22 protein-coding genes and 1 pseudogene are annotated in these 20,995 nt (G+C 50.5%); 10 read left to right on the forward strand and 13 right to left on the reverse strand.

Going from position 1 to position 20,995, the window contains the following annotated elements; genetic code table 11:
* Positions 1–222 precede the first annotated feature (222 nt).
* Together K8W53_RS12840 and K8W53_RS12845 are read right to left on the reverse strand one after the other, a co-directional pair.
* The gene (locus tag K8W53_RS12840; protein WP_023225141.1) at positions 223–1,077 is read right to left on the reverse strand and encodes a DNA/RNA non-specific endonuclease; all 855 of its coding nucleotides are present in this window, start codon (positions 1,075–1,077) and stop codon (positions 223–225) included.
* Positions 1,074–1,388: pseudogene (locus tag K8W53_RS12845) on the reverse strand (hypothetical protein). Before K8W53_RS12845 ends, K8W53_RS12840 begins: the two are co-directional and overlap by 4 nt.
* A 142-nt stretch (positions 1,389–1,530) precedes the next feature.
* Between K8W53_RS12845 and K8W53_RS12850 the strand changes: the two are divergent.
* A complete protein-coding gene (locus tag K8W53_RS12850; RefSeq protein ID WP_023195094.1) occupies positions 1,531–2,490 on the forward strand; it encodes a lipid A deacylase LpxR family protein in 960 nt (319 codons plus the stop codon).
* A 48-nt stretch (positions 2,491–2,538) separates the two neighbouring features.
* On the opposite strand, the gene K8W53_RS12855 is transcribed toward K8W53_RS12850, so the two are convergent.
* The gene (locus K8W53_RS12855; protein WP_000770981.1) at positions 2,539–3,297 is read right to left on the reverse strand and encodes a YdiY family protein; all 759 of its coding nucleotides are present in this window, start codon (positions 3,295–3,297) and stop codon (positions 2,539–2,541) included.
* A gap of 288 nt (positions 3,298–3,585) precedes the next feature.
* Between K8W53_RS12855 and pfkB the strand changes: the two genes are divergently transcribed.
* The 3 genes from pfkB (at position 3,586) to K8W53_RS12870 (ending at position 5,872) form a co-directional block, all read left to right on the forward strand.
* The gene (gene pfkB / locus K8W53_RS12860; RefSeq protein ID WP_161400172.1) at positions 3,586–4,518 is read left to right on the forward strand and encodes a 6-phosphofructokinase II; all 933 of its coding nucleotides are present in this window, start codon (positions 3,586–3,588) and stop codon (positions 4,516–4,518) included.
* 96 nt (positions 4,519–4,614) lie between these two features.
* The gene (ghoS, locus tag K8W53_RS12865) at positions 4,615–4,905 is read left to right on the forward strand and encodes a type V toxin-antitoxin system endoribonuclease antitoxin GhoS (protein ID WP_000146133.1); all 291 of its coding nucleotides are present in this window, start codon (positions 4,615–4,617) and stop codon (positions 4,903–4,905) included.
* A gap of 106 nt (positions 4,906–5,011) precedes the next feature.
* Positions 5,012–5,872, forward strand: coding sequence for a fructosamine kinase family protein (locus K8W53_RS12870; RefSeq protein ID WP_000267686.1), 861 nt, complete (start codon positions 5,012–5,014; stop codon positions 5,870–5,872).
* Positions 5,873–5,914: 42 nt separating this feature from the next.
* On the opposite strand, the gene K8W53_RS12875 is transcribed toward K8W53_RS12870, so the two are convergent.
* Positions 5,915–6,451 carry a YniB family protein gene (locus K8W53_RS12875; RefSeq protein WP_000222158.1) on the reverse strand — a complete coding sequence of 179 codons (537 nt, stop codon included), beginning with the start codon at positions 6,449–6,451 and terminating at the stop codon, positions 5,915–5,917.
* A 148-nt stretch (positions 6,452–6,599) separates the two neighbouring features.
* Between K8W53_RS12875 and hxpB the strand changes: the two genes are divergently transcribed.
* The 3 genes from hxpB to tcyP all read left to right on the forward strand — a co-directional run bounded on the left by hxpB (position 6,600) and on the right by tcyP (position 9,533).
* On the forward strand, positions 6,600–7,268 hold the full coding sequence (gene hxpB / locus K8W53_RS12880) for a hexitol phosphatase HxpB (protein ID WP_000106854.1): 669 nt from the start codon (positions 6,600–6,602) through the stop codon (positions 7,266–7,268).
* Between the two features lie 137 nt (positions 7,269–7,405).
* On the forward strand, positions 7,406–8,005 hold the full coding sequence (locus K8W53_RS12885; RefSeq protein WP_000505804.1) for a metal-dependent hydrolase: 600 nt from the start codon (positions 7,406–7,408) through the stop codon (positions 8,003–8,005).
* Positions 8,006–8,141: 136 nt separating this feature from the next.
* Complete coding sequence (gene tcyP / locus K8W53_RS12890) at positions 8,142–9,533, forward strand: cystine/sulfocysteine:cation symporter (protein ID WP_001010662.1); 1,392 nt, start codon at positions 8,142–8,144, stop codon at positions 9,531–9,533.
* Between the two features lie 101 nt (positions 9,534–9,634).
* Here tcyP and cedA read toward each other — a convergent pair whose 3' ends face one another.
* A complete protein-coding gene (gene cedA, locus K8W53_RS12895; protein WP_000977510.1) occupies positions 9,635–9,877 on the reverse strand; it encodes a cell division activator CedA in 243 nt (80 codons plus the stop codon).
* A gap of 216 nt (positions 9,878–10,093) precedes the next feature.
* Here cedA and katE point away from each other — a divergent pair, with 216 nt between their 5' ends.
* Positions 10,094–12,346 (forward strand): catalase HPII, encoded by a 2,253-nt coding sequence (gene katE, locus K8W53_RS12900; RefSeq protein WP_000019105.1) that lies wholly within the window; start codon positions 10,094–10,096, stop codon positions 12,344–12,346.
* Positions 12,347–12,389: 43 nt separating this feature from the next.
* Here the strand turns inward: katE and chbG are convergent, their stop codons facing one another.
* From chbG to osmE, 7 genes are all read right to left on the reverse strand, one after another.
* Complete coding sequence (gene chbG, locus K8W53_RS12905) at positions 12,390–13,148, reverse strand: chitin disaccharide deacetylase (RefSeq protein WP_000442730.1); 759 nt, start codon at positions 13,146–13,148, stop codon at positions 12,390–12,392.
* 12 nt (positions 13,149–13,160) lie between these two features.
* Positions 13,161–14,516, reverse strand: coding sequence for a 6-phospho-beta-glucosidase (locus tag K8W53_RS12910; protein ID WP_000078778.1), 1,356 nt, complete (start codon positions 14,514–14,516; stop codon positions 13,161–13,163).
* A gap of 124 nt (positions 14,517–14,640) precedes the next feature.
* Positions 14,641–15,483 carry a transcriptional regulator ChbR gene (gene chbR / locus K8W53_RS12915; protein ID WP_000983393.1) on the reverse strand — a complete coding sequence of 281 codons (843 nt, stop codon included), beginning with the start codon at positions 15,481–15,483 and terminating at the stop codon, positions 14,641–14,643.
* A gap of 10 nt (positions 15,484–15,493) precedes the next feature.
* Entirely contained in the window at positions 15,494–15,841 is a 348-nt protein-coding gene (gene chbA, locus K8W53_RS12920) for a PTS N,N'-diacetylchitobiose transporter subunit IIA (RefSeq protein ID WP_000459883.1), read from the reverse strand.
* Between the two features lie 50 nt (positions 15,842–15,891).
* Positions 15,892–17,250 carry a PTS N,N'-diacetylchitobiose transporter subunit IIC gene (gene chbC, locus K8W53_RS12925; protein WP_000073063.1) on the reverse strand — a complete coding sequence of 453 codons (1,359 nt, stop codon included), beginning with the start codon at positions 17,248–17,250 and terminating at the stop codon, positions 15,892–15,894.
* Between the two features lie 82 nt (positions 17,251–17,332).
* Positions 17,333–17,653, reverse strand: coding sequence for a PTS N,N'-diacetylchitobiose transporter subunit IIB (chbB, locus tag K8W53_RS12930; protein WP_000412161.1), 321 nt, complete (start codon positions 17,651–17,653; stop codon positions 17,333–17,335).
* 300 nt (positions 17,654–17,953) lie between these two features.
* A complete protein-coding gene (osmE, locus tag K8W53_RS12935) occupies positions 17,954–18,295 on the reverse strand; it encodes an osmotically-inducible lipoprotein OsmE (RefSeq protein ID WP_001039301.1) in 342 nt (113 codons plus the stop codon).
* Between the two features lie 218 nt (positions 18,296–18,513).
* On the opposite strand from osmE, the gene nadE reads away from it, so the two are divergent.
* Both nadE and cho read left to right on the forward strand, forming a co-directional pair.
* Entirely contained in the window at positions 18,514–19,341 is an 828-nt protein-coding gene (gene nadE / locus K8W53_RS12940; protein WP_000174982.1) for an ammonia-dependent NAD(+) synthetase, read from the forward strand.
* 120 nt (positions 19,342–19,461) lie between these two features.
* Positions 19,462–20,343: an excinuclease Cho gene (gene cho, locus K8W53_RS12945; RefSeq protein ID WP_023194607.1), complete on the forward strand. Its 882-nt coding sequence runs from the start codon at positions 19,462–19,464 to the stop codon at positions 20,341–20,343.
* 74 nt (positions 20,344–20,417) lie between these two features.
* Here the strand turns inward: cho and spy are convergent, their stop codons facing one another.
* A complete protein-coding gene (spy, locus tag K8W53_RS12950; RefSeq protein ID WP_001229001.1) occupies positions 20,418–20,903 on the reverse strand; it encodes an ATP-independent periplasmic protein-refolding chaperone Spy in 486 nt (161 codons plus the stop codon).
* Positions 20,904–20,995 lie beyond the last annotated feature (92 nt).

Raw genomic sequence — 20,995 nt, forward strand, 5'->3', positions numbered from 1 at the left:
ATCACATACAAAGAGAAAATGAATTTATTGACAGTGAGTTGTGTATCCATCTAGCCAACCATTGCTAAATTGGCGCACAACCTTCGACACAGACGAAAATCGCTATTTTCGTCCGGCATGACGATGGTAACACTAAAAAAAGGGAGATTGCATCACTCTGTAGCAAATCAAGGCCCTTGACAGAGTTTCTCCGTTATCTTTCCACGCGCTGTATAGCGCTTCTCATCGACAACCTAACCTCTGCGCCAGACTCCCCTTTGTTGTTTTCACCTCGCTGGCTACCGCTTCAGGCAAGGCAGACCACAGCGTCAGCACTGGCTTCGTTTTATGTTCGATAGCCTCCACGGTAACCTGATAGTCGCAAAAATTCGCCGAACGGGGCGTATTCTGATCCATAATAAACGCAGCGTAATTTCCTTCACTTTTTGACGGCGCCGTTCCGGTGAATAAAACCTTCCAGTACCCGCTGGGAATTTCTACCGTCGCATCTTCTGGCAATGTGGCGATATGCCGCTCAAAAAGGGGGCCGGTCACTACGTGCACTACAGATACATCAGCCTGTTTGGCAAGTTCGCGCACCCGGTTTTCCAGTGCAGCCCATGCTCCCTGGTTCAGGGCGGATTTCTGCGGCGTAATATTCGATAAATAATTTAACGACGGCCAGTCCGAAACGCCGCCCAATCCTGCCAACGGCGCCTGGTGTCCCCTGTCGACTTTTAATAGCGTATGGGCATTTTTATAGGCCGAAGGGGCCAACGTATCCGAGGGCGGTAAATCGGGGTCCTGCGCCCAGTTCCGCGGGCGACCGCTTGTCTGGCTGGTCTTTGTCACGCTATAGGCAACCCAGTTGGCAAATTTCGTGGCGCTATTATTATTGAGCGTATAGACATGGCGATAGATTGTTTGTTGACTTCCTCCTTGAGGACAGCCAACGCTACAGTTATCAGGTTGCTGAACGAGTACGTTACGATGGGGTAACTCGGGTGCCGATGTTGTATCCTGGGGAGGATACGATGTAGTACATGCGCTTAATAATACTACGGGCAGTAATTTTAGCAGATTAATGGTCTTATTCACTTTTGCTTCCTTAATAATAACTGCCCTAATAATTCAGATGGTAATAATTTGGTTATATTACCCTACCAGCCGTTAGATACTCTCATCATTAAAGACAACACTATCACGGTAAAAATTAATAACAGATAAACATCGAAGCCATCATAGAAAATGAGCTCAAAAGAACACAACGTGATATTCATATTGATACCAAAAAACATCGTATTATATGCATAATCGTGAAGCCAATAATTTCTCGCACTCAGATAGCGAATGAAAAATGGATATTCAATAATATCTGGCGCATGTTTTTCAACACCATTTTTCAACATTAAGGCAACGTATCCTCTCAATGACTCGCTGCTGGCAGGAGTTTAGTTATATTTAAAGGTTTAATAAGCACTGCGCATCATGCTGCTGTGCTTATTACTTTGTAAAAATAAGAGTATTCACTTTCATATTCAGGGGTAAAAAGTGAACAAATACAGCTATTGCGCAACGATGATTGCCGCCATACTCAGTACGACCACAATGGCCAATGCCAGTAGCCTTGCTATTTCAGTGGCGAATGATGATGCAGGTATATTTCAACCATCCTTAAATGCCCTTTATGGGCACAAGGCTGCAGACCGGGGTGATTATACTGCCGGGCTCTTTTTAGGCTACAGCCACGATCTCACTGACGCCAGTCAACTCTCTTTTCATATCGCGCAAGATATTTATTCTCCATCAGGCGCCAATAAGAGAAAGTCTGAAGCCGTCAAAGGCGACCGCGCGTTCAGCGCCTTTCTTCATACCGGACTGGAGTGGAATTCATTAGCCACCAATTGGTTACGTTATCGTTTAGGTACCGATATTGGCGTTATTGGTCCTGACGCAGGCGGTCAGGAGGTTCAGAATCGGGCGCATCGAATAATAGGCGCAGAAAAATACCCTGCCTGGCAGGATCAAATTGAAAACCGTTATGGTTACACGGCAAAAGGAATGGTGTCCCTTACGCCAGCTATTGATATTCTGGGTGTCAATGTGGGCTTCTATCCAGAAGTCTCTGCTGTCGGCGGCAATCTCTTCCAGTATTTGGGGTACGGCGCAACCGTTGCGCTGGGAAATGATAAGACCTTCAACTCTGATAATGGGTTTGGGTTACTGTCCCGCCGAGGGTTAATACACACTCAAAAAGAGGGATTGATCTATAAAGTATTTGCTGGCGTTGAGCGCAGGGAAGTTGATAAAAACTACACGTTACAGGGGAAAACGCTGCAAACAAAAATGGAAACGGTGGATATTAATAAAACCGTGGATGAATATCGCGTCGGTGCTACCATCGGCTATTCTCCCGTCGCATTCTCTCTTTCTTTAAACAAAGTCACGTCGGAATTTCGCACCGGAGACGACTATTCTTATATCAACGGCGACATCACCTTCTTCTTCTGAAGCGTCACCACGGAATAACCGGGTTACGTAATGTAACCCGGTACAATATTACATCTTATAGCCCAGCGTTACCGTAGTGCGGCGATCGGTATGTTCCGGCGCTGATTCAGGCGGCTGCGAGTTCCACGTTAAATTATACCCCACCTTTAGACCAAAATGTTCGTTAATGGCGACATTGAGGGCTGTTTCCGAATTTAGTGTGGTGTCTTCTGCGCCAAATACTGACACCCCCTGTGTAAACTTAGCATTGTCAGTTAACTGCCAGGCATAGCTGCCGGAAGCATAACCCAACGGCTGCGTTTCAGTGGTATCGTCCGTATGTTCGTCATAGCGAACCCCTGGACCGAATTCAAAACGGAAGCTGTGCACTGGACCATTAAGGAACTGCCGCCCGTAACCGGCGGTCAGTACGTCGCGCTGACGATAACCGTTGAAACGGTCTGTCAGCCAACTGGCCTGGCCAAAGGTATAATCATAATCCGTCATATTAAAACGGTTACGCGCGCCTACCGCATATTTTTCTGAAGAGCGTTCATCATTAGAGGAGGTATTGCTGGCATTGCCCCATAATGACCAGGCGGTACGTTGTCCATACCAGGTCATCGCCGTGTCAGCCGTTAAGGAAGAACTTTTAGTATTGCCTGACTGAGCAAGGTAGCCCGCATTCAGATTACCTTCAAAAGGTTTTTTCGCGGTGGAGGGATCATCCATGACAGTAAAAACGGAATCATCGGCGGCGGCATACAGAGACGCGAACACGCCACCCGCCAGCATAACTACAGCGGGTACTGCCTTCAAAAGCTTCATTTATATAGAGTCCGTACAACTAAAAAAGAGACCACGACGGTCCCGGAAACTTTCATAGGGATCAATAACAAACGCCCCTGGAAAGGTAGCGAATTATAAGAAGCCCCGAATAACATAGCAATCAATTACTATTTCATTTTTTGAATAAGAACCCTCCCGAAGCATTCATTTATTTATATAACTTTACATCGTACTTCTTTAAATAAAGATCCGGAAAATCATATTGTTAATTCCTTCACTTTCCGGGGATTAAGTGCCAGACTGAAATCAGCCTAACAGGAGGTAACGATGGTACGTATCTATACGTTGACGCTTGCGCCCTCTCTCGATAGCGCAACAATCACGCCGCAAATTTATCCCGAAGGTAAACTGCGGTGCTCCGCGCCGGTATTCGAACCCGGCGGCGGGGGTATTAATGTCGCTCGCGCTATTGCGCATCTTGGCGGCACCGCGACCGCAATTTTCCCGGCTGGCGGCGCTACCGGCGAACATCTGGTCGCACTACTGGCTGACGAAAATGTCCCCGTGTCTACCGTCGATGCGAAAGACTGGACGCGTCAGAACCTGCACGTCCACGTCGAGTCCAGCGGCGAACAGTATCGTTTTGTTATGCCCGGCGCCACGCTGGACGATGACGAATTTCGCCAGCTTGAAGAACAGGTACTGGAAATTGAATCCGGGGCAATTCTGGTTATCAGCGGCAGCCTTCCGCCCGGCGTTAAGGTCGAGAAACTCACGCAACTGATTTCCGCCGCGCAGAAGCAAGGCATTCGCTGCATTATTGATAGCTCTGGCGACGCGCTCACCGCCGCGCTGGCGCTTGGCGATATCGAACTGGTGAAACCGAACCTGAAAGAATTGAGCGCGTTGGTTAATCGCGTTCTGACGCAGCCTGATGATGTGCGTAAAGCGGCCCAGGAATTAGTGCAAAGCGGCAAGGCTCGCCGGGTAGTGGTCTCTCTGGGGCCGCAAGGGGCGCTGGGCATAGACAGTGAGAATTGCATCCAGGTTGTTCCTCCCCCGGTGAAAAGTCAAAGTACTGTCGGCGCAGGCGACAGTATGGTGGGCGCGATGACGTTAAAACTGGCGCAAGACGCGTCGCTGGAAGAGATGGTGCGCTTCGGTGTGGCGGCAGGCAGCGCCGCTACGCTCAATCAAGGTACGCGTCTGTGTTCTCGTGACGATACCCAAAAAATATATGCCTATCTTTCCGCGCAATAATCGTTTCCCCCTCGGCGAGGGGGATACCGGAAAATCGGTTAACGGGCGGCGCATCCGCCGCTGTTAAAAACACAGTTGCTCCCAACGAGGTGAACGATGGCCAGTGGCGATATTACCCGTTATGTTATTACCGTAACCTTCCATGAAGATTCCCTGACCGAGATTAACGAACTCAATAATCATCTGACGCGCAGCGGTTTTTTGCTGACATTAACGGACGATGAAGGGAATGTGCATGAGCTCGGCACCAATACGTTTGGCTTTGTTAGCGCTCAGAGCGCTGATGAAATCAAAGCGCTTGTCGCCGGACTTGCGAAAAGCGCGTTAGATAAGGATGTCGACATTACCGTGGCGACCTGGGAGGCGTGGAGTAAAAACGCACAATAAGTGCCATTCCCGCCGCGGCGCGTCCGTGATGTGCGTTAGTTCGTATTTTTTAACCGCATTTTTGCGCTAACCTTATGATCTGGCAGACAACGTGGGGAGAGACATTATGTGGCAAGCTATCAGTCGTCTTTTAAGCGAGCAAGTCGGTGAAGGCGAAATCGAACTGCGTAATGAACTGCCAGGCGGAGAAGTTCATGCCGCATGGCATTTACGTTATGCAGGCCATGATTTTTTCGTGAAGTGCGATGAACGAGAAATGCTTCGCGGTTTTACCGCTGAAGCCGATCAGCTGGAGCTGCTCTCCCGCAGTAAAACCGTTGTTGTGCCTAAGGTATGGGCGGTAGGTTCGGATCGGGATTACAGCTTTTTAGTCATGGACTACCTCTCGCCCCGCCCGCTGGATGCTCATAATGCGTTTATTCTTGGACAACAGCTGGCGCGCCTGCACCAATGGAGCGATCAACCTCAATTCGGCCTCGATTTTGACAACGCGCTCTCTACCACGCCGCAGCCGAATACCTGGCAACGCCGTTGGTCGACTTTTTTCGCCGAACAGCGCATTGGCTGGCAACTTGAACTCGCTGCGGAAAAAGGCATTACCTTTGGTAATATTGACGCCATTGTTGAACATGTTCAGCAACGTCTGGCGTCGCATCAACCGCAGCCTTCTCTTTTGCATGGCGATCTATGGTCGGCGAACTGCGCGCTTGGCCCTGACGGCCCCTATATCTTCGATCCAGCCTGCTATTGGGGTGACAGAGAATGCGATCTGGCGATGCTGCCACTGCATACCGATCAGCCACCGCAGATTTATGACGGCTATCAGTCCGTTTCGCCGCTACCGCTGGATTTTCTCGACAGGCAGCCGATTTACCAGCTCTACACCCTGCTTAATCGGGCAAGGCTGTTTGGCGGTCAGCACCTGGCTACTGCGCAAAAAGCAATGGATCGGCTGCTTGCAGTATAGGTACAGCCCATGCCGGATACGGGCTATCCGGCATTTTTCAGTTTACATGAAGCCTAACAAGGAAAAGAAAAAGTAGCCGAGCACGATAATAATGACCGGCAAAATATAGAGCGGGAAAAACTGTAAAAAGATGGTATGGTGCGGCACCACGATACGTGACTCTATCTGCTCACGCGTTAGTCCTTCCGCGCCTTTTGCTTTTTCCAGGATCAACTGATCTTCCACGCCTTCACGTAAAAAACGTGACTGGCGGCTCATTCTGGCGCCGGAATCCTGCATCGCCAGCCCGACAAAAATCAGAATAAAAATGAGCCAGAAACCGATATTCAGGCTTCCCTGAAAATTCGGCGTCGGCGAGTTGTACCAAAAAACATTCAGAAACGGCGTATTCACGCGCATCATGTCTATCATTACGTGGGTAAAATCCAGCATTACCGCATTTATCCCCTCCTGCTTTTCACTGTGCGCATACATAAATTTAAGGACTGAGATGAGCGTGGAAAGCAGTGCCGGAATAAAAATAACCCACCCAACAACTCTTTTTAGGATTGCAATGCGTCCAGCTTGTTGATACGTCATGAGTTCCCCTTGATAAAGACGCGTCGTTTTGGCCTAAGTCTACCTGTTGATTCCCGTTTTCGCCTGATCTTTAAGGGCGATATACTAAGAACATGGTCATAATGAACGCTTAATTCGTTATTTTTTAATCTCAACAGGAGAGGTTGTGATGTCAACCCCACGTCAAATTCTTGCTGCAATTTTCGATATGGATGGACTACTGATCGATTCCGAACCGCTCTGGGATCGCGCTGAACTGGACGTGATGGCAAGTTTAGGCGTAGATATTACTCGGCGCCATGAGTTACCAGACACGCTTGGGCTACGCATTGATATGGTTGTCGATCTCTGGTTTGCGCAGCAACCGTGGAGCGGCCCCGATCGCCAGGAAGTGACAAACCGTGTTATTGCCCGCGCGATTACGCTTATCGAAGAGACGCGCCCTCTTTTACCGGGTGTGCGCGAGGCCGTGGCGCTGTGTAAAGCGCAGGGGCTATTAGTGGGGCTTGCCTCGGCATCGCCGCTGCATATGCTGGAAAAAGTGCTCACCATGTTTGAGCTGCGCGACAGTTTTGACGCGCTGGCCTCTGCGGAAAAATTGCCCTACAGCAAACCGCATCCGCAGGTCTATCTGGATTGTGCGGCCAAATTAGGCGTTGATCCATTAACCTGCGTGGCGCTGGAGGATTCGGTGAATGGTCTAATCGCGGCAAAGGCGGCGCGAATGCGCGCCATTGTGGTGCCAGCAGAAGAAAACCAGCATGATCCGCGCTTTGCGCTGGCGAATGTCAAACTTAACTCACTGACAGAGCTGACGGCGGCGCATCTACTCGGTTAAGATGTTTCCGAAACAAAGTCAACGGGCAATTAGCCGCTGAGCCAGACGGCAAGCGGCTTTGACAGAGACAAAGAGTTACAACGTCACCACTTCCGCCTACTGTATAAAAACCCTATACTGTATGAATTGACAGTTTAATGGGTTTTATCATGACGGCGGAAGGACATCTTCTTTTTTCTATAGCCAGCGCGGTTTTCGCCAAGAATGCCGAGTTAACGCCCGTCCTTGCACACGGCGACTGGTGGCATATTATTCCTTCGGCTATTTTGACCTGTCTGCTGCCGGATATCGACCACCCCAAATCTTTTCTTGGTCAGCGCCTGAAATGGGTATCGAAACCGATCGCCCGCGCGTTCGGTCACCGGGGGTTTACCCATAGTCTGCTGGCGGTCTTTGCCCTACTGGCGACCTTTTATCTCAAGGTACCGGATACGTGGATTATCCCGGCGGATGCGCTGCAAGGCATGGTACTCGGCTATTTAAGCCATATCGTCGCGGATATGCTCACCCCCGCAGGCGTTCCCTTACTGTGGCCGTGCCGCTGGCGTTTCCGCCTGCCTATTCTGGCGCCGCGCAAAGGCAATCAACTGGAGCGATTTTTATGTATGGCGTTGTTTGCCTGGGCGGTGTGGATGCCGCAATCCATGCCGGAAAACAACGTCATACGCTGGTCTTCGCAGATGATCACTATCCTGCAAATGCAGTTCAATCGTTTTATAAATCACCAGATTGATTAGTAAATCAACGCCAAAGTCATTTTTGGCATAAACCATTCCATTTGAATATAAGAGCCAGCTCACAGTTCTGCTAATCTTGCGCGAACAGAATCGCTAAAACACAGCGCTTCATAATAAAAAAATCAGGAGAACGGGGATGAATTTTCCATTAATTGCGAACATTGCGGTGTTCGTCATTCTGCTGTTTGTACTGGCGCAGGCCCGTCATAAACAGTGGAGTCTGGCTAAAAAAGTGCTTGTCGGCCTTGTGATGGGCGTGGTCTTTGGTCTGGCCCTGCACACCATTTATGGCGCTGACAGTCAGGTGTTAAAAGACTCCATTCAGTGGTTCAATATTGTCGGCAACGGCTATGTGCAATTGCTACAAATGATTGTGATGCCGCTGGTATTCGCCTCTATTTTAAGCGCCGTGGCACGACTGCATAACGCCTCTCAATTGGGGAAAATCAGTTTTCTGACTATCGGCACGCTGCTGTTTACTACCCTTATCGCAGCGCTGGTGGGCGTGCTGGTCACCAATCTGTTCGGACTGACGGCGGAAGGTCTGGTTCAGGGCGGCGCGGAAACCGCGCGTCTGAATGCCATTGAGACGAGCTATGTCGGCAAAGTGGCCGATCTCAGCGTGCCGCAACTGGTGCTGTCTTTTGTACCGAAAAATCCATTTGCGGATCTGACTGGCGCAAATCCTACGTCTATTATCAGCGTGGTGATTTTCGCCGCATTCCTGGGCGTGGCCGCGCTTAAACTGCTGAAAGATGATGCGCCAAAAGGCGAGCGTGTGCTTGTTGCTATCGATACCCTGCAAAGCTGGGTGATGAAGCTGGTGCGTCTGGTGATGCAACTTACGCCTTACGGCGTACTGGCGCTGATGACGAAAGTGGTTGCCGGCTCCAATCTGCAGGACATTATTAAGCTTGGAAGCTTCGTGGTAGCGTCATATCTTGGTCTGGCGATAATGTTTGTGGTTCACGGCATACTATTGGGCGTGAACGGGATTAGCCCGCTGAAATATTTCCGCAAGGTGTGGCCGGTGCTGACATTTGCCTTTACCAGCCGCTCCAGCGCCGCCTCCATTCCACTTAATGTGGAAGCGCAAACCCGCCGCCTGGGCGTGCCGGAGTCCATCGCCAGCTTTGCTGCCTCTTTTGGCGCGACCATCGGCCAAAACGGTTGTGCCGGTCTTTATCCTGCGATGTTGGCGGTAATGGTTGCGCCGACGGTCGGCATCAACCCCTTAGACCCCGTATGGATAGCCACGCTGGTGGGTATCGTTACCGTAAGTTCGGCGGGTGTTGCCGGCGTTGGCGGCGGCGCGACCTTCGCCGCGCTGATTGTGCTGCCTGCCATGGGCTTACCGGTCACGCTGGTCGCGCTGTTAATCTCCGTCGAACCGTTGATTGATATGGGCCGTACCGCACTGAACGTGAGCGGCTCAATGACCGCGGGTACGCTGACCAGCCAGTGGCTGAAGCAGACCGATAAAACCATTCTCGATAGCGAAGAAGACGCTGAACTGGCGCATCGATAATACATTATCGGGCGTTCACATCGTCTGAGACACGACGATCGGCAACTCAAAATGTCTGTCACTAAAAACGCCGGTCTCCAGTACCGGCGTTTTGTTTTTTCTTAGTCAGCGATTTCGTTTTCCTGGCGAACCTGATTCGCCCAACGTTGCGCCGATTCTGGCACGCTAAAGGCGGGCGACCGTTGAAATGACTCCCCCGTCAGAACAAAGGCAACATATTTACCGCGCAGTATCCAGACGTCGCGAAACGTATCCATTTTTATCGCATGTTCCGGCGGCGCGGGTTCAACACGCGGAATATAGCTAATAATCTGGCGATTTTGCTGGCGAAGAGGTTTCATCATTAATGCTTCACTAAAAGAGGCTAAGGCTAAAAATCAGAAAAACACTATTTTAGCCGATCTTCGCCCCCGACGTCCTGTTCCGCGCGTGCGATTTCCCCGTTATACCCTGTCTGCCGTTCCGCTCTCCCCCGGCATAATTGCTGAAATGTTCTATAGTTAGAGTGATTTTGACTACTACCACGCCCATTTCAGTGATGAAAGCAGGAGACGAGTTCAATGTCGCATAATGAGAAATCCCCCCATCAGTCCCCCGTGCATGATACCCGTGAATCACAGCCCGGCCTGGACTCCCTGGCGCCGTCAGACGGTTCACATCGCCCCACGCCAGAACCGACGCCGCCGGGCGCGCAACCGACGGCCCCCGGCAGCTTAAAAGCGCCCGAGACCGCGAATGATAAGCTCACCGCCCTCGACGCCTTTCGTAAAGGCAGCGAAAATTATGCGCTGACCACCAATCAGGGCGTGCGCATCGCCGACGATCAAAATTCTCTTCGCGCCGGCAGCCGCGGCCCTACGCTGTTGGAAGATTTTATCCTGCGCGAAAAAATTACCCACTTTGACCATGAGCGTATCCCGGAGAGGATCGTTCACGCCCGCGGATCTGCAGCGCACGGCTATTTCCAGCCATATAAAGACCTGAGCGACATCACGAAAGCCGCGTTTCTGTGCGATCCACAGAAAATTACCCCGGTCTTTGTTCGCTTTTCGACAGTACAGGGCGGCGCGGGGTCTGCTGATACCGTACGTGATATCCGCGGTTTTGCGACCAAATTTTATACCGAAGAGGGAATTTTCGATCTCGTCGGTAATAACACGCCGATCTTTTTTATCCAGGATGCGCATAAGTTTCCGGATTTTGTGCACGCCGTTAAGCCCGAACCACATTGGGCCATTCCGCAAGGACAGAGCGCGCACGACACCTTCTGGGACTATGTTTCCTTACAGCCTGAGACGCTGCACAACGTCATGTGGGCAATGTCGGATCGCGGCATTCCACGCAGTTATCGGACGATGGAAGGGTTCGGCATTCACACCTTCCGTCTGATCAATGCGCAAGGGAAAGCGACCTTTGTCCGTTTCCACTGGAAACCGTTGGCGGGTAAAGCCTCGCTGGTATGGGATGAGTCACAAAAACTGACCGGTCGCGATCCGGATTTTCACCGCCGGGATCTGTGGGAGGCCATCGAAGCGGGCGATTTCCCGGAATACGAGCTGGGCCTACAACTCATTGCCGAAGAGGATGAATTTAAATTCGATTTTGATCTGCTCGATCCGACCAAACTGATTCCGGAAGAGTTGGTGCCAGTACAACGCGTCGGCAAAATGGTGTTAAACCGTAATCCGGATAACTTTTTCGCTGAAAACGAACAGGCGGCATTTCATCCAGGGCATATTGTTCCCGGCATTGATTTTACCAACGATCCGCTGTTACAGGGGCGTCTGTTCTCTTATACCGACACGCAAATCAGTCGTCTGGGCGGGCCAAACTTCCACGAAATTCCGATTAACCGCCCTACCTGCCCCTACCATAACTTCCAGCGTGACGGTATGCACCGGATGGATATCGACACCAATCCGGCGAACTATGAACCAAACTCCATTAATGACAACTGGCCACGCGAAACGCCGCCAGCGCCAAAACGCGGCGGCTTCGAATCATACCAGGAACGCGTGGATGGCAATAAAATCCGCGAACGCAGCCCCTCTTTCGGTGAATATTACTCGCATCCTCGCCTGTTCTGGCTCAGTCAGACGCCGATAGAACAGCAGCATATTATTGACGCGTTCAGCTTTGAACTGGGTAAAGTCGCCCGCGCGTATATTCGGGAGCGGGTGGTCGATCAGTTAGCGCATATTGATGTCACGCTGGCTCAGGGCGTCGCGCATAATCTCGGTTTTGCACTCACCCATGAGCAAACGCAAATTGCCCCGCCTCCTGATGTCAACGGTCTGAAAAAAGATCCGGCGCTCAGCCTGTATGCGGTGCCGGACGGCGATGTTAAAGGCCGAGTGGTCGCTATTCTGCTGAACGACAAGGTTAACGCCGCCGAACTGTTGACCATTTTGCAGGCTTTAAAAGCCAAAGGCGTCCACGCAAAACTGCTCTATTCACGGATGGGTGAAGTAACGGCTGATGACGGTTCAACATTAACTATTGCGGCAACCTTTGCCGGCGCGCCGTCGCTAACGGTCGATGCGGTAATAGTACCGTGCGGCAATATTGCCGATATCGAGAGTTGCGGCGATGCTCGTTACTACCTTCTGGAAGCCTACAAACATCTGAAGCCCATCGCACTGGCAGGCGACGCCCGACGGTTTAAGGCGCTTTTAAACATTGATAGCCAGGGGGAAGAAGGACTTGTTGAGGCAGATAACGTTGACCACCACTTTATGGACACTCTGCTGACGCTGATGGCGGCACACCGTGTCTGGTCGCGTGCGGGGAAAATTAACGCGATTCCTGCATAAACGACAAAAAATGCGGCGCATTCTTGCGCCGCAAACTCAGGAGCTAAATATCAAGAAAACTGCCAGGACGATATCCACGTTCCGCAATCGCTGCCTTGAGTGACGCAGACGTCAACACCTCCAGTTCAGTTAAGCGGGGGTAACAATAGGCGCTCTGGCGAATAATGTTGTCCACAAACGCCGGATGACACATCACCTCCAGAGAGGCTTCTCCTCGATGCGCCGAGGCATCCAGAATGCGTAAAAAGCACGCTTCGGTGATCTCCTCGCCGTAAAATTCACTACTAAATCCTTGAGTGCTGCGCAAATCCGACGGCAGATCGTCTGCGTTCAACACCGTCTGGCGGTCAATACGTAACGCAATCCCGCGCTGCGCCGCAAAGCGGGCGACGATGGGGAAAATTTGCGGGAACATATGCACATGATGGTGACTGTCGAGATGCGTTGGCTCGCGGCCAAATACGTCGATGAAACGCTGATACTGACACGCCAGTTCATGCGCAATTTCATCCAGCGGAAGCGTATCCTCCTCCGCCATTTGCCAGATCCATTTCCCCAACAGGCCGTCTCGCGTCAGGCCCGGCATCTCTGACACCGGTTTGCCTAACGTCAAAACAAAATGCATTCCCACCCCAAGCGCAGGCAGCTCGCGGCTAAGCTGCGCCGCATGGTCAATAGCCTCGCCATTGACCAGCGCCGTCGTGGAGGTCACAACGCCGTTGCGATATGCTTCAACAATGCCGTAATTTTGCCCTTTACTCAGGCCAAAATCATCGGCATTCACAATCAACACGCGTTCCATAGCCTACCTCTGTCAGTGGTGCTTACCTTTAAGCGCTTCGATGCAAGCGGCAAAATTAGGCAGCCATTTTTCATGCGCCAGAATGAGCTCACGCGCCAGGACTTCTGCGTCGCGGTCGGAATGCACCAGCGGACTCAGGTTAAGCGCCAGCAGCACATCATTAAAGTTTCCGCTCAGCGCCGCATTGCTGGCCGCGACCTCAAATCCTTTAATCGTGTGGATAAGCCCCAGCACTTTTTCGTCAAAACGGGTGATACGCGGGTGCGGCGTCGCGCCATTGCGTCCCAGAATGCAGGTCATTTCCACCGCCCAGTCCGCCGGGATATTCTCGACATGCCCATGATGTGGAATATTAACGTAATGCTCAGTCTGCTTGTCATTATAAATAGCGTTAATGACTTCACAAGCGGCATCGGAATAATAAGCGCCGCCGCGTTGCTCAAGCTCTTTCGGCTTCACGTTTAGCTCAGGATTTTTGTACAAGTCGAAGAGTTGTTTCTCCACTTTCTGTACGACCTGAGCGCGCGCGCCGCCTTTGTAATATTCGCCCATTTCAATCGCCAACATCTCTTTTTGCTTGAAGTAATACAACAAATAAGAGCACGGCAGCATGTTCAGCGAGCGAATCAATCCTTCACTAAACGGCAGATCAAAGATATTTTTTACGGTTGACGCTTTCAACTGACCGGACGCCACGCCATCCAGTAATTCTGCGAACCGTGAGGTGCCATTCACCAGCACATCTTTAATAAAGACCATATGGTTTAGACCAAACAGGTCAATGGAAAGATCGTCATTCTCATTCAGCGCCAGCACGTCATGAATAAACATTTTCATGCCGACAGGAATATTACATACGCCGATGAATTTTTTAAAGTTGGTATGACGATAAACCGCTTCCGTCACCATCCCCGCCGGGTTAGTAAAGTTAATGACCCACGCATTCGGACATAATTCTTCAACATCCTTAATGATGTCAAAAATAACCGGAATGGTACGCAACCCTTTAAATAAACCGCCAGCGCCGTTGGTTTCTTGCCCCAGATAGCCGTGGCTAAGCGGGATACGCTCGTCCAGCTCACGGGCTTTGAGTTGACCAACGCGTAGCTGGGTAGTGACAAAATTAGCGTCTTTCAGCGCTTCCCGGCGATCCAGCGTTTTATACAATTTTAGCGGAACGCCTGCTTTATCAATCATTCGCTGGCAGAGATCATAAATAATGCCCAGCTTCTCTTTCCCGTCTTCAACATCAACCAGCCATAATTCGGTGACAGGTAATTCATGGTAGCGCTTAATAAAGCCTTCAAGTAATTCAGGGGTGTAGCTGCTCCCGCCACCAATAGTGACGACTTTTAATTTCTGGCTCATAATATCTCCCTTCAGTGTATGACACTGATATGTATTACGCTATGCCCGCTCGTAAGAAATAGCGTGACGTTCCCCGCGCTATTGGGGCAAGCGTGAAATGTAATTAATCGAGCAATGCAAACCGTTACTCATTAATTTCCGTCAATCGCTTCCGATAACTATTCGGCGTAAATGAGGTCATCTTCTTAAACGTTTTAATAAACAGACTTGGACTGCTATACCCGGCTTCATAAGCAATATCCGTAACCGAATAGTTGGTCATTTCCAACTGTTTCTTGGCAAAATTAATGCGAATCTCATTAATGATTTGCATCGGCGTTTTGCTGTAATAACGTCGGGTGGCGCGCGTCAGATACTCCTGGGATTTTGCCGACAGGCGCACCATATTTTCCAGCGCATGTTCGCCAAACTGCGTTTTATCATGCATTATCTCTACGGTTGCTTTCAGCCATTGTGGAATATCATCATAAACCTGCTCTTCGCGGTAATGACGTAAGCGGTTTATAATATAAAATGTCACCACTTCGATAAATTCGTCGAGCCCATTGCCGCGAAAATTCAACGACGCAATCACCGTTTCAATATAGGTAAGGAAGGTGCTATTCGCCCTATATACCTGCGATGCCACAAAACAAAACGGCAGTAACGGAAGATAATGCTGTTCAAAAAAACGTTTACTAATTCCTACGTTCAGAATACGCGTTGCGCCAAACTCATAGAAACTTTGGTGATTCGACCCCACCGGGATAAAAACAAAATCTCCACGTTCCAGCAGCACACGCTTCCCGTTGATCTCCTGGTAATAACGTCCGGTTAATACCAGGGTAAATTCATAGTAGTCGTGCTGATGCAGCCCGGTGACGCTTTCCGTCTTGTTATAGATAAACACATGGAAATTTTTGCCATTGAAGAGCTGCTGCTCATAAACCGTTTTGATTTCCGTTGCGTTAACCTGTAGCTGCATCATCCGCCCCCTGTTATTTCAGTTTCTCATGGAGCTCAATCAACTCGGCGATCAGTTCACGAGCCAGCATTGATGTCATCAAATGATCCTGAGCGTGAACCAGGACCAGACTGACTTTCATTTTGCCTTCGCCCTGATCGCCTTCGATGAGTTTTGTCTGCACAAGATGCGCTTCATTGAGCGCTATGCGCGACTGGTCCATCATCGCTTTCGCCGCCTCAAAATCGCCTTCTTTCGCTTTTCTGAGCGCGCCATATGCCAGGCTGCGCGCCTGACCAGAATTGATGATAAGCCCCATAACGACTTCTTCGAGTTCCTCAGCCGCTGTCTGGTTATCTACAACATTTTCAAGATCAAACATAGTCTTTCCTCTGATTCAGCCCGGCATGGCATCCCATGCCGACGCGGAGTTTAGAATTTCAGTGCGTTAGCGATATCTTCTTCGCTTTCTTCCTGCTCGATGGCGTTCTGCGCTTTGTTAGCCACCACCACGAAGGGGAGATAAATCAGGGTAGCGACCGCCAGGTTAAATAGCGCAACCAGTAATGCGGCGACGCTGCCGTTGGTGTTAAAGAACGCCCCCAACCCGGTTGGCATGGTCCACGGCGCAATATTGGTAATCGGCGGAATAATACCCAAATAGTAAGCCACCAGCGTAATCGCCGCCAGAATCGGCTGAACCAGAATGAAGGGGATAAACATCACCGGGTTCATAATAATCGGCAGGCCAAACAGGATGGGTTCGTTAATCTGGAAGATACCTGACGGCAGCGCCAGTTTTGCCACCTGGCGATAGTCCGCGCGACGGGATGCCAGGAAGATAGCGATGATCAGACCCAGCGTTGCGCCGCTGCCACCGAGGAAGATATAAGAATCCAGCATCGGTTTCGCCCAGATATGGAACGTTTTACCGGCTTCCAGCGCCGCATCGACGGAGCCATACTGCTGGTAAATAGAGATGTTTTCCAGCGCCCAGGGCGTCATGATGCCGCTGTCCAGCGCGGTCAGCGCCAGCGAACCATGAATACCAAAGAACCACAGCAGCGGTACAAAAATGACATATGCCCACCCTACCACGCTACCCAGCGATGCCAGCGGCGTAGAGATAGTGTCCATAATAATCTGATGGAAGTTAGAACCGTAATTAGACAGCGCCCAGGCAATAATCCCCATAATAGAGAGAATAATAAAGCCGGGAATTAATGCTGAGAATGAACGAGACACCGAAGCCGGTACGCTGTCCGGTAGTTTAATCACCCAGTTGCGCCGGACAATAAATGTAAACATCTCCGCGACCACCAGGCCAATAATAATACCGGAGATAATATTCGCGCCGCCCAGCCAGTTAGCGCCTACGGCATAGGCCTCGCCGACACTATACGGCGTTACGGTCATAAATGCCGCCACGGAGAGCAGTCCGGCGGCCAGCGCATCAACCTTGCGCTCTTCCGCCAGCGCCATGCCGATAAAAAATGGCGCCATGAGCGACATAATGCCCAATGTGCCGTTATAGACGTTCCCGCCGATGCCTTTCAATCCATTAAGTGTTTCAATGGTTGAGGCATCAAGCCGAATGCCCATGGAATAAAAAAACGACCCCTCCCCAAAGCTCAGGAAAACGTTATTAATTAATACAAACATCGCCCCCGCAAGGGTTAATGGCATTAAACGAATAAAGCCGTTCTTGATTGCATTAACGTGTGGCTGCTTTCCTATTTTTACAGCAAAAGGAAGGAGTACCTTTTCAAGTGAAGCAATAACGTTACTCATAGAAAAATACCCTTAAATACCGCAATAAAATATTGCGGTTAGTGTATGAAATAACTCTTTGACGGGAAAAATTAAAAAATAATTAATTCGCGGCGGCTTTTTTAATTGCCGCTACCGCAGCTTTAAGCACGCCTAAGCCATCTACCTTGCCGTACAACATTGAATCAATGACTTCTACCGGTTTACCGGGTAATAAACGCTGAATTTCGGGGAGCATATAAGCAATTTGCGGGCCTAATAACACGACGTCCGCTGCCGGGCCTTTTTCACCGGCCAGGGTTTCAGGGAATGCTTCAATAATCACCGGCACTTCATATTTTTCAGCCTGAGCGCGCATTTTTGATACCAGTAACGACGTTGACATGCCCGCAGAACAAAACAGATAAATGTGTTTCTTTTCCATAAAAACCTTCCTCATGTGCGATTATCTGTCAACCAGATACGCCGCAAGCCTCAACCTGCATCCATACTCTGGGCGACTTGCGTAACCGGATTTACTTTTTTAGGTGGCTGAAATGAGTATACGGGATCGGACCGCCGGATGGTATTTCCTTGACCCACTAAATTGTCTCTCATTGACCTGGCGTTATGACCCCCCTCACATTTCGGGCAAATAATTCGCGATAATAAATAAGGTTATGGCAGGCACAAAAAAACCGGCTCGCAGGCCGGTTTCCTTGAATGTTCAGGCAATGTACAGTTGTTACTGCTTCGGCGCCTGTGGGTCAGTGTCATACTCCGCACAGGTCTGGTAGCCGGAGTTAATCACGTGCCCGGTATCATCCAGCGCAACAAAGTAGGTTTCCGCTTTACCATCACGTTGACCCAGGATGTAGGTCTGACAGGTACCACGCGCATGAATCATGCTCACTTCAGATGACGGTTTGCCCGCAATCTGCGCAACTTGCGCCCTGCTCATTCCTTTTTTAACATCTTTAACGACAGGCTCAACAAATTGGTCTTTTGTACGATCATACGCCGTACAGCCTGCCAGCATAGTCATTACCGCCGCTGCGCTTAAAATTCCTGCTACGTTCTTGTTCATTTTCCGTCCTCTTGTTTATCAGCGTGTTATGTAAGCCTGGAATACATCAGAATATTTTTCAAGCCGCGCCTCGCCACAAAAAGCCTTTCGGAAAATTCTCTAACGCAGCGATATGTTGTTTTAAACACCGCTTAGCCCGCCAAACCTTGTTGTTTCAGCGGCGAAGGGTTAGCTTTAACAGGGTAAAGATTCATTTTTTTAATGTCGAAGGGGGTTAAATGACTCTGCAGCAAGAGATAATCCAGGCGCTTGGCGCGAAACCGCATATCAACCCTGAAGAAGAAATTCGCCGCAGCGTGGATTTTCTTAAAGCGTACCTGAAAACCTATCCCTTTTTGAAATCGCTGGTGTTAGGCATCAGCGGCGGGCAGGATTCGACGCTGGCCGGGAAACTCAGCCAGATGGCTATCGCCGAATTGCGGGAAGAGACCGGTGACAATGCGCTGCAGTTTATCGCCGTTCGTCTGCCTTATGGCGTGCAGGCCGATGAACAGGATTGCCAGGACGCCATTGCTTTTATTCAGCCGGACAGAGTACTCACCGTCAATATTAAAGGCGCCGTCCTCGCCAGCGAACAGGCGCTGCGCGAAGCGGGAATTGAGCTGAGCGATTTTGTTCGCGGCAATGAAAAAGCGCGTGAGCGAATGAAAGCGCAATATAGCATCGCCGGTATGACTCACGGCGTCGTGGTGGGTACCGACCATGCGGCGGAAGCGATAACCGGGTTCTTCACCAAATATGGCGATGGCGGTACCGATATTAACCCGCTTCATCGCCTTAACAAACGCCAGGGCAAACAGCTTCTCGCAGCGCTGGGCTGTCCTGAGCATCTGTATAAAAAAGTCCCCACCGCCGATTTGGAAGACGACCGCCCATCACTGCCTGATGAAGCCGCGCTGGGCGTAACGTATGACAATATTGACGATTACCTGGAAGGCAAAACGCTGGACTCCGCCATCGCTAAAACTATCGAAGGCTGGTATGTAAAAACTGAACATAAGCGCCGTTTGCCGATTACGGTATTCGACGACTTTTGGAAAAAGTAAGCGTACTTCTACTGTTGTGCCGGATATCGCTCGTCTATCCGGCCTCCTCTCTTCCCAGCCTCTTTTTTAATCACCCATCCGCTGTTATACTGGATGAATAACCAGTTAACGGAGATCACTGTGGTACGGCGTCAATCAGCCCCCCGCCTTGAGTTTGAAGCAGCGGCCATTTACGAATATCCAGAACATTTACGTCCTTTCCTCAGCGAAGCGCCAGCCTTACCGGGCGTCTATATATTTCATAGCGAAAGCGATACGCTGCCGCTTTATATCGGTAAAAGCGTAAATATTCGCAGCCGGGTGCTCTCACATCTGCGAACGCCTGACGAGGCCGCTATGCTGCGACAGGCGCGGCGGATAAGCTGGATCTGCACCGCTGGGGAAATGGGCGCGTTGCTGCTGGAGGCGCGGCTGATCAAAGAACAACAGCCGCTGTTTAACAAACGGTTACGGCGTAATCGCCAGCTTTGCTCTCTACAGTTGAGCGAACAAAAGATTGAGGTCGTTTCCGCCCGCAGCGTCGATTTTTCCCATGAGCCGAACCTGTTTGGGCTCTTCGCCAACCGTCGGGCAGCGCTGCAAAGCTTACAGAACCTCGCCGATGAACAAAAATTGTGTTATGGCCTGCTGGGGCTTGAACCGGTAAACCGTGGGCGCGCCTGTTTTCGTTTCGCGCTGAAGCGCTGCGCTGGCGCGTGTTGTGGGCAAGAAACCCCGCAGGCGCATTTTCTTCGTCTGCAGGCCTCGCTGGAACGGTTACGTGTGGTTTGCTGGCCCTGGAAAGGCGCTATCGCGTTAAAAGAGAGCCGCCCACAAATGACCCAGTTCCACATTATCAACAACTGGTTATGGCTGGGGGCGGTACCCTCGCTGGATGAGGCTGCCACCCTGGTGCGTACCCCTGCGGGCTTTGATCAGGATGGCTATAAAATTCTCTGTAAGCCACTAATGTCAGGTCAATATGAGATCATTGAACTGCACACCGACTGTCGCCAGTCATAAAGAAAACCGCCGATCCTGTCCACCTCAACGATTGTGTTGTCGACAAGACCGGCGGTCTTAAATTATGCGGAAAGTTATTCTGCCGCAGCAGGCATTTTACCTTCTTGCGCCGGGCGTTCTGTCAGACGCTTCTCAAAATTAGCGTTATATTGCTTTTTCTGCTCCGGCGTCAGAACGTTATAAATTTTATTCTGGGTTTCCATATGCGCCAGCATATTGGCCTTGCGCTGTGCTTCCATTTTCGTAATTTGCGCTTCGGCTTTGGCTTTATCGAAGGTATCGCTGGCAATAATATCATGCATGGCGCGACGCTCTTCCAGCGGCGGACGTTTCATTTGCTCGCGCTGCGCTTTCATAATGTCGCGAATTTGTTGCTTCTGTGCGTCCGTCAGGTTCAGGTTTTTAAACATCATATCGTGATGTGGGCCAAATTTACCTTTATGCTGCATCATTGGCTTCGCATCCGCTGGCGCGGCGGTGGTAGTCTCGGCGGCATGAGCCAGATTCGCAGCACCCATCGCCAGGGTAGAGGCAACAAATAGAGCAGTCAGTTTACGCATATTTCCATCCTTCCTTTCAGTTATTTTTACGGCATATTTAAAACAGCGCCGTGTTGTCGTGATTAACTTTAACCGTCTTAGCGTCAATTAGT

Source organism: Salmonella sp. A29-2 (assembly GCF_020150755.1).
Taxonomy (GTDB): Bacteria; Pseudomonadota; Gammaproteobacteria; order Enterobacterales; family Enterobacteriaceae; genus Salmonella; species Salmonella enterica.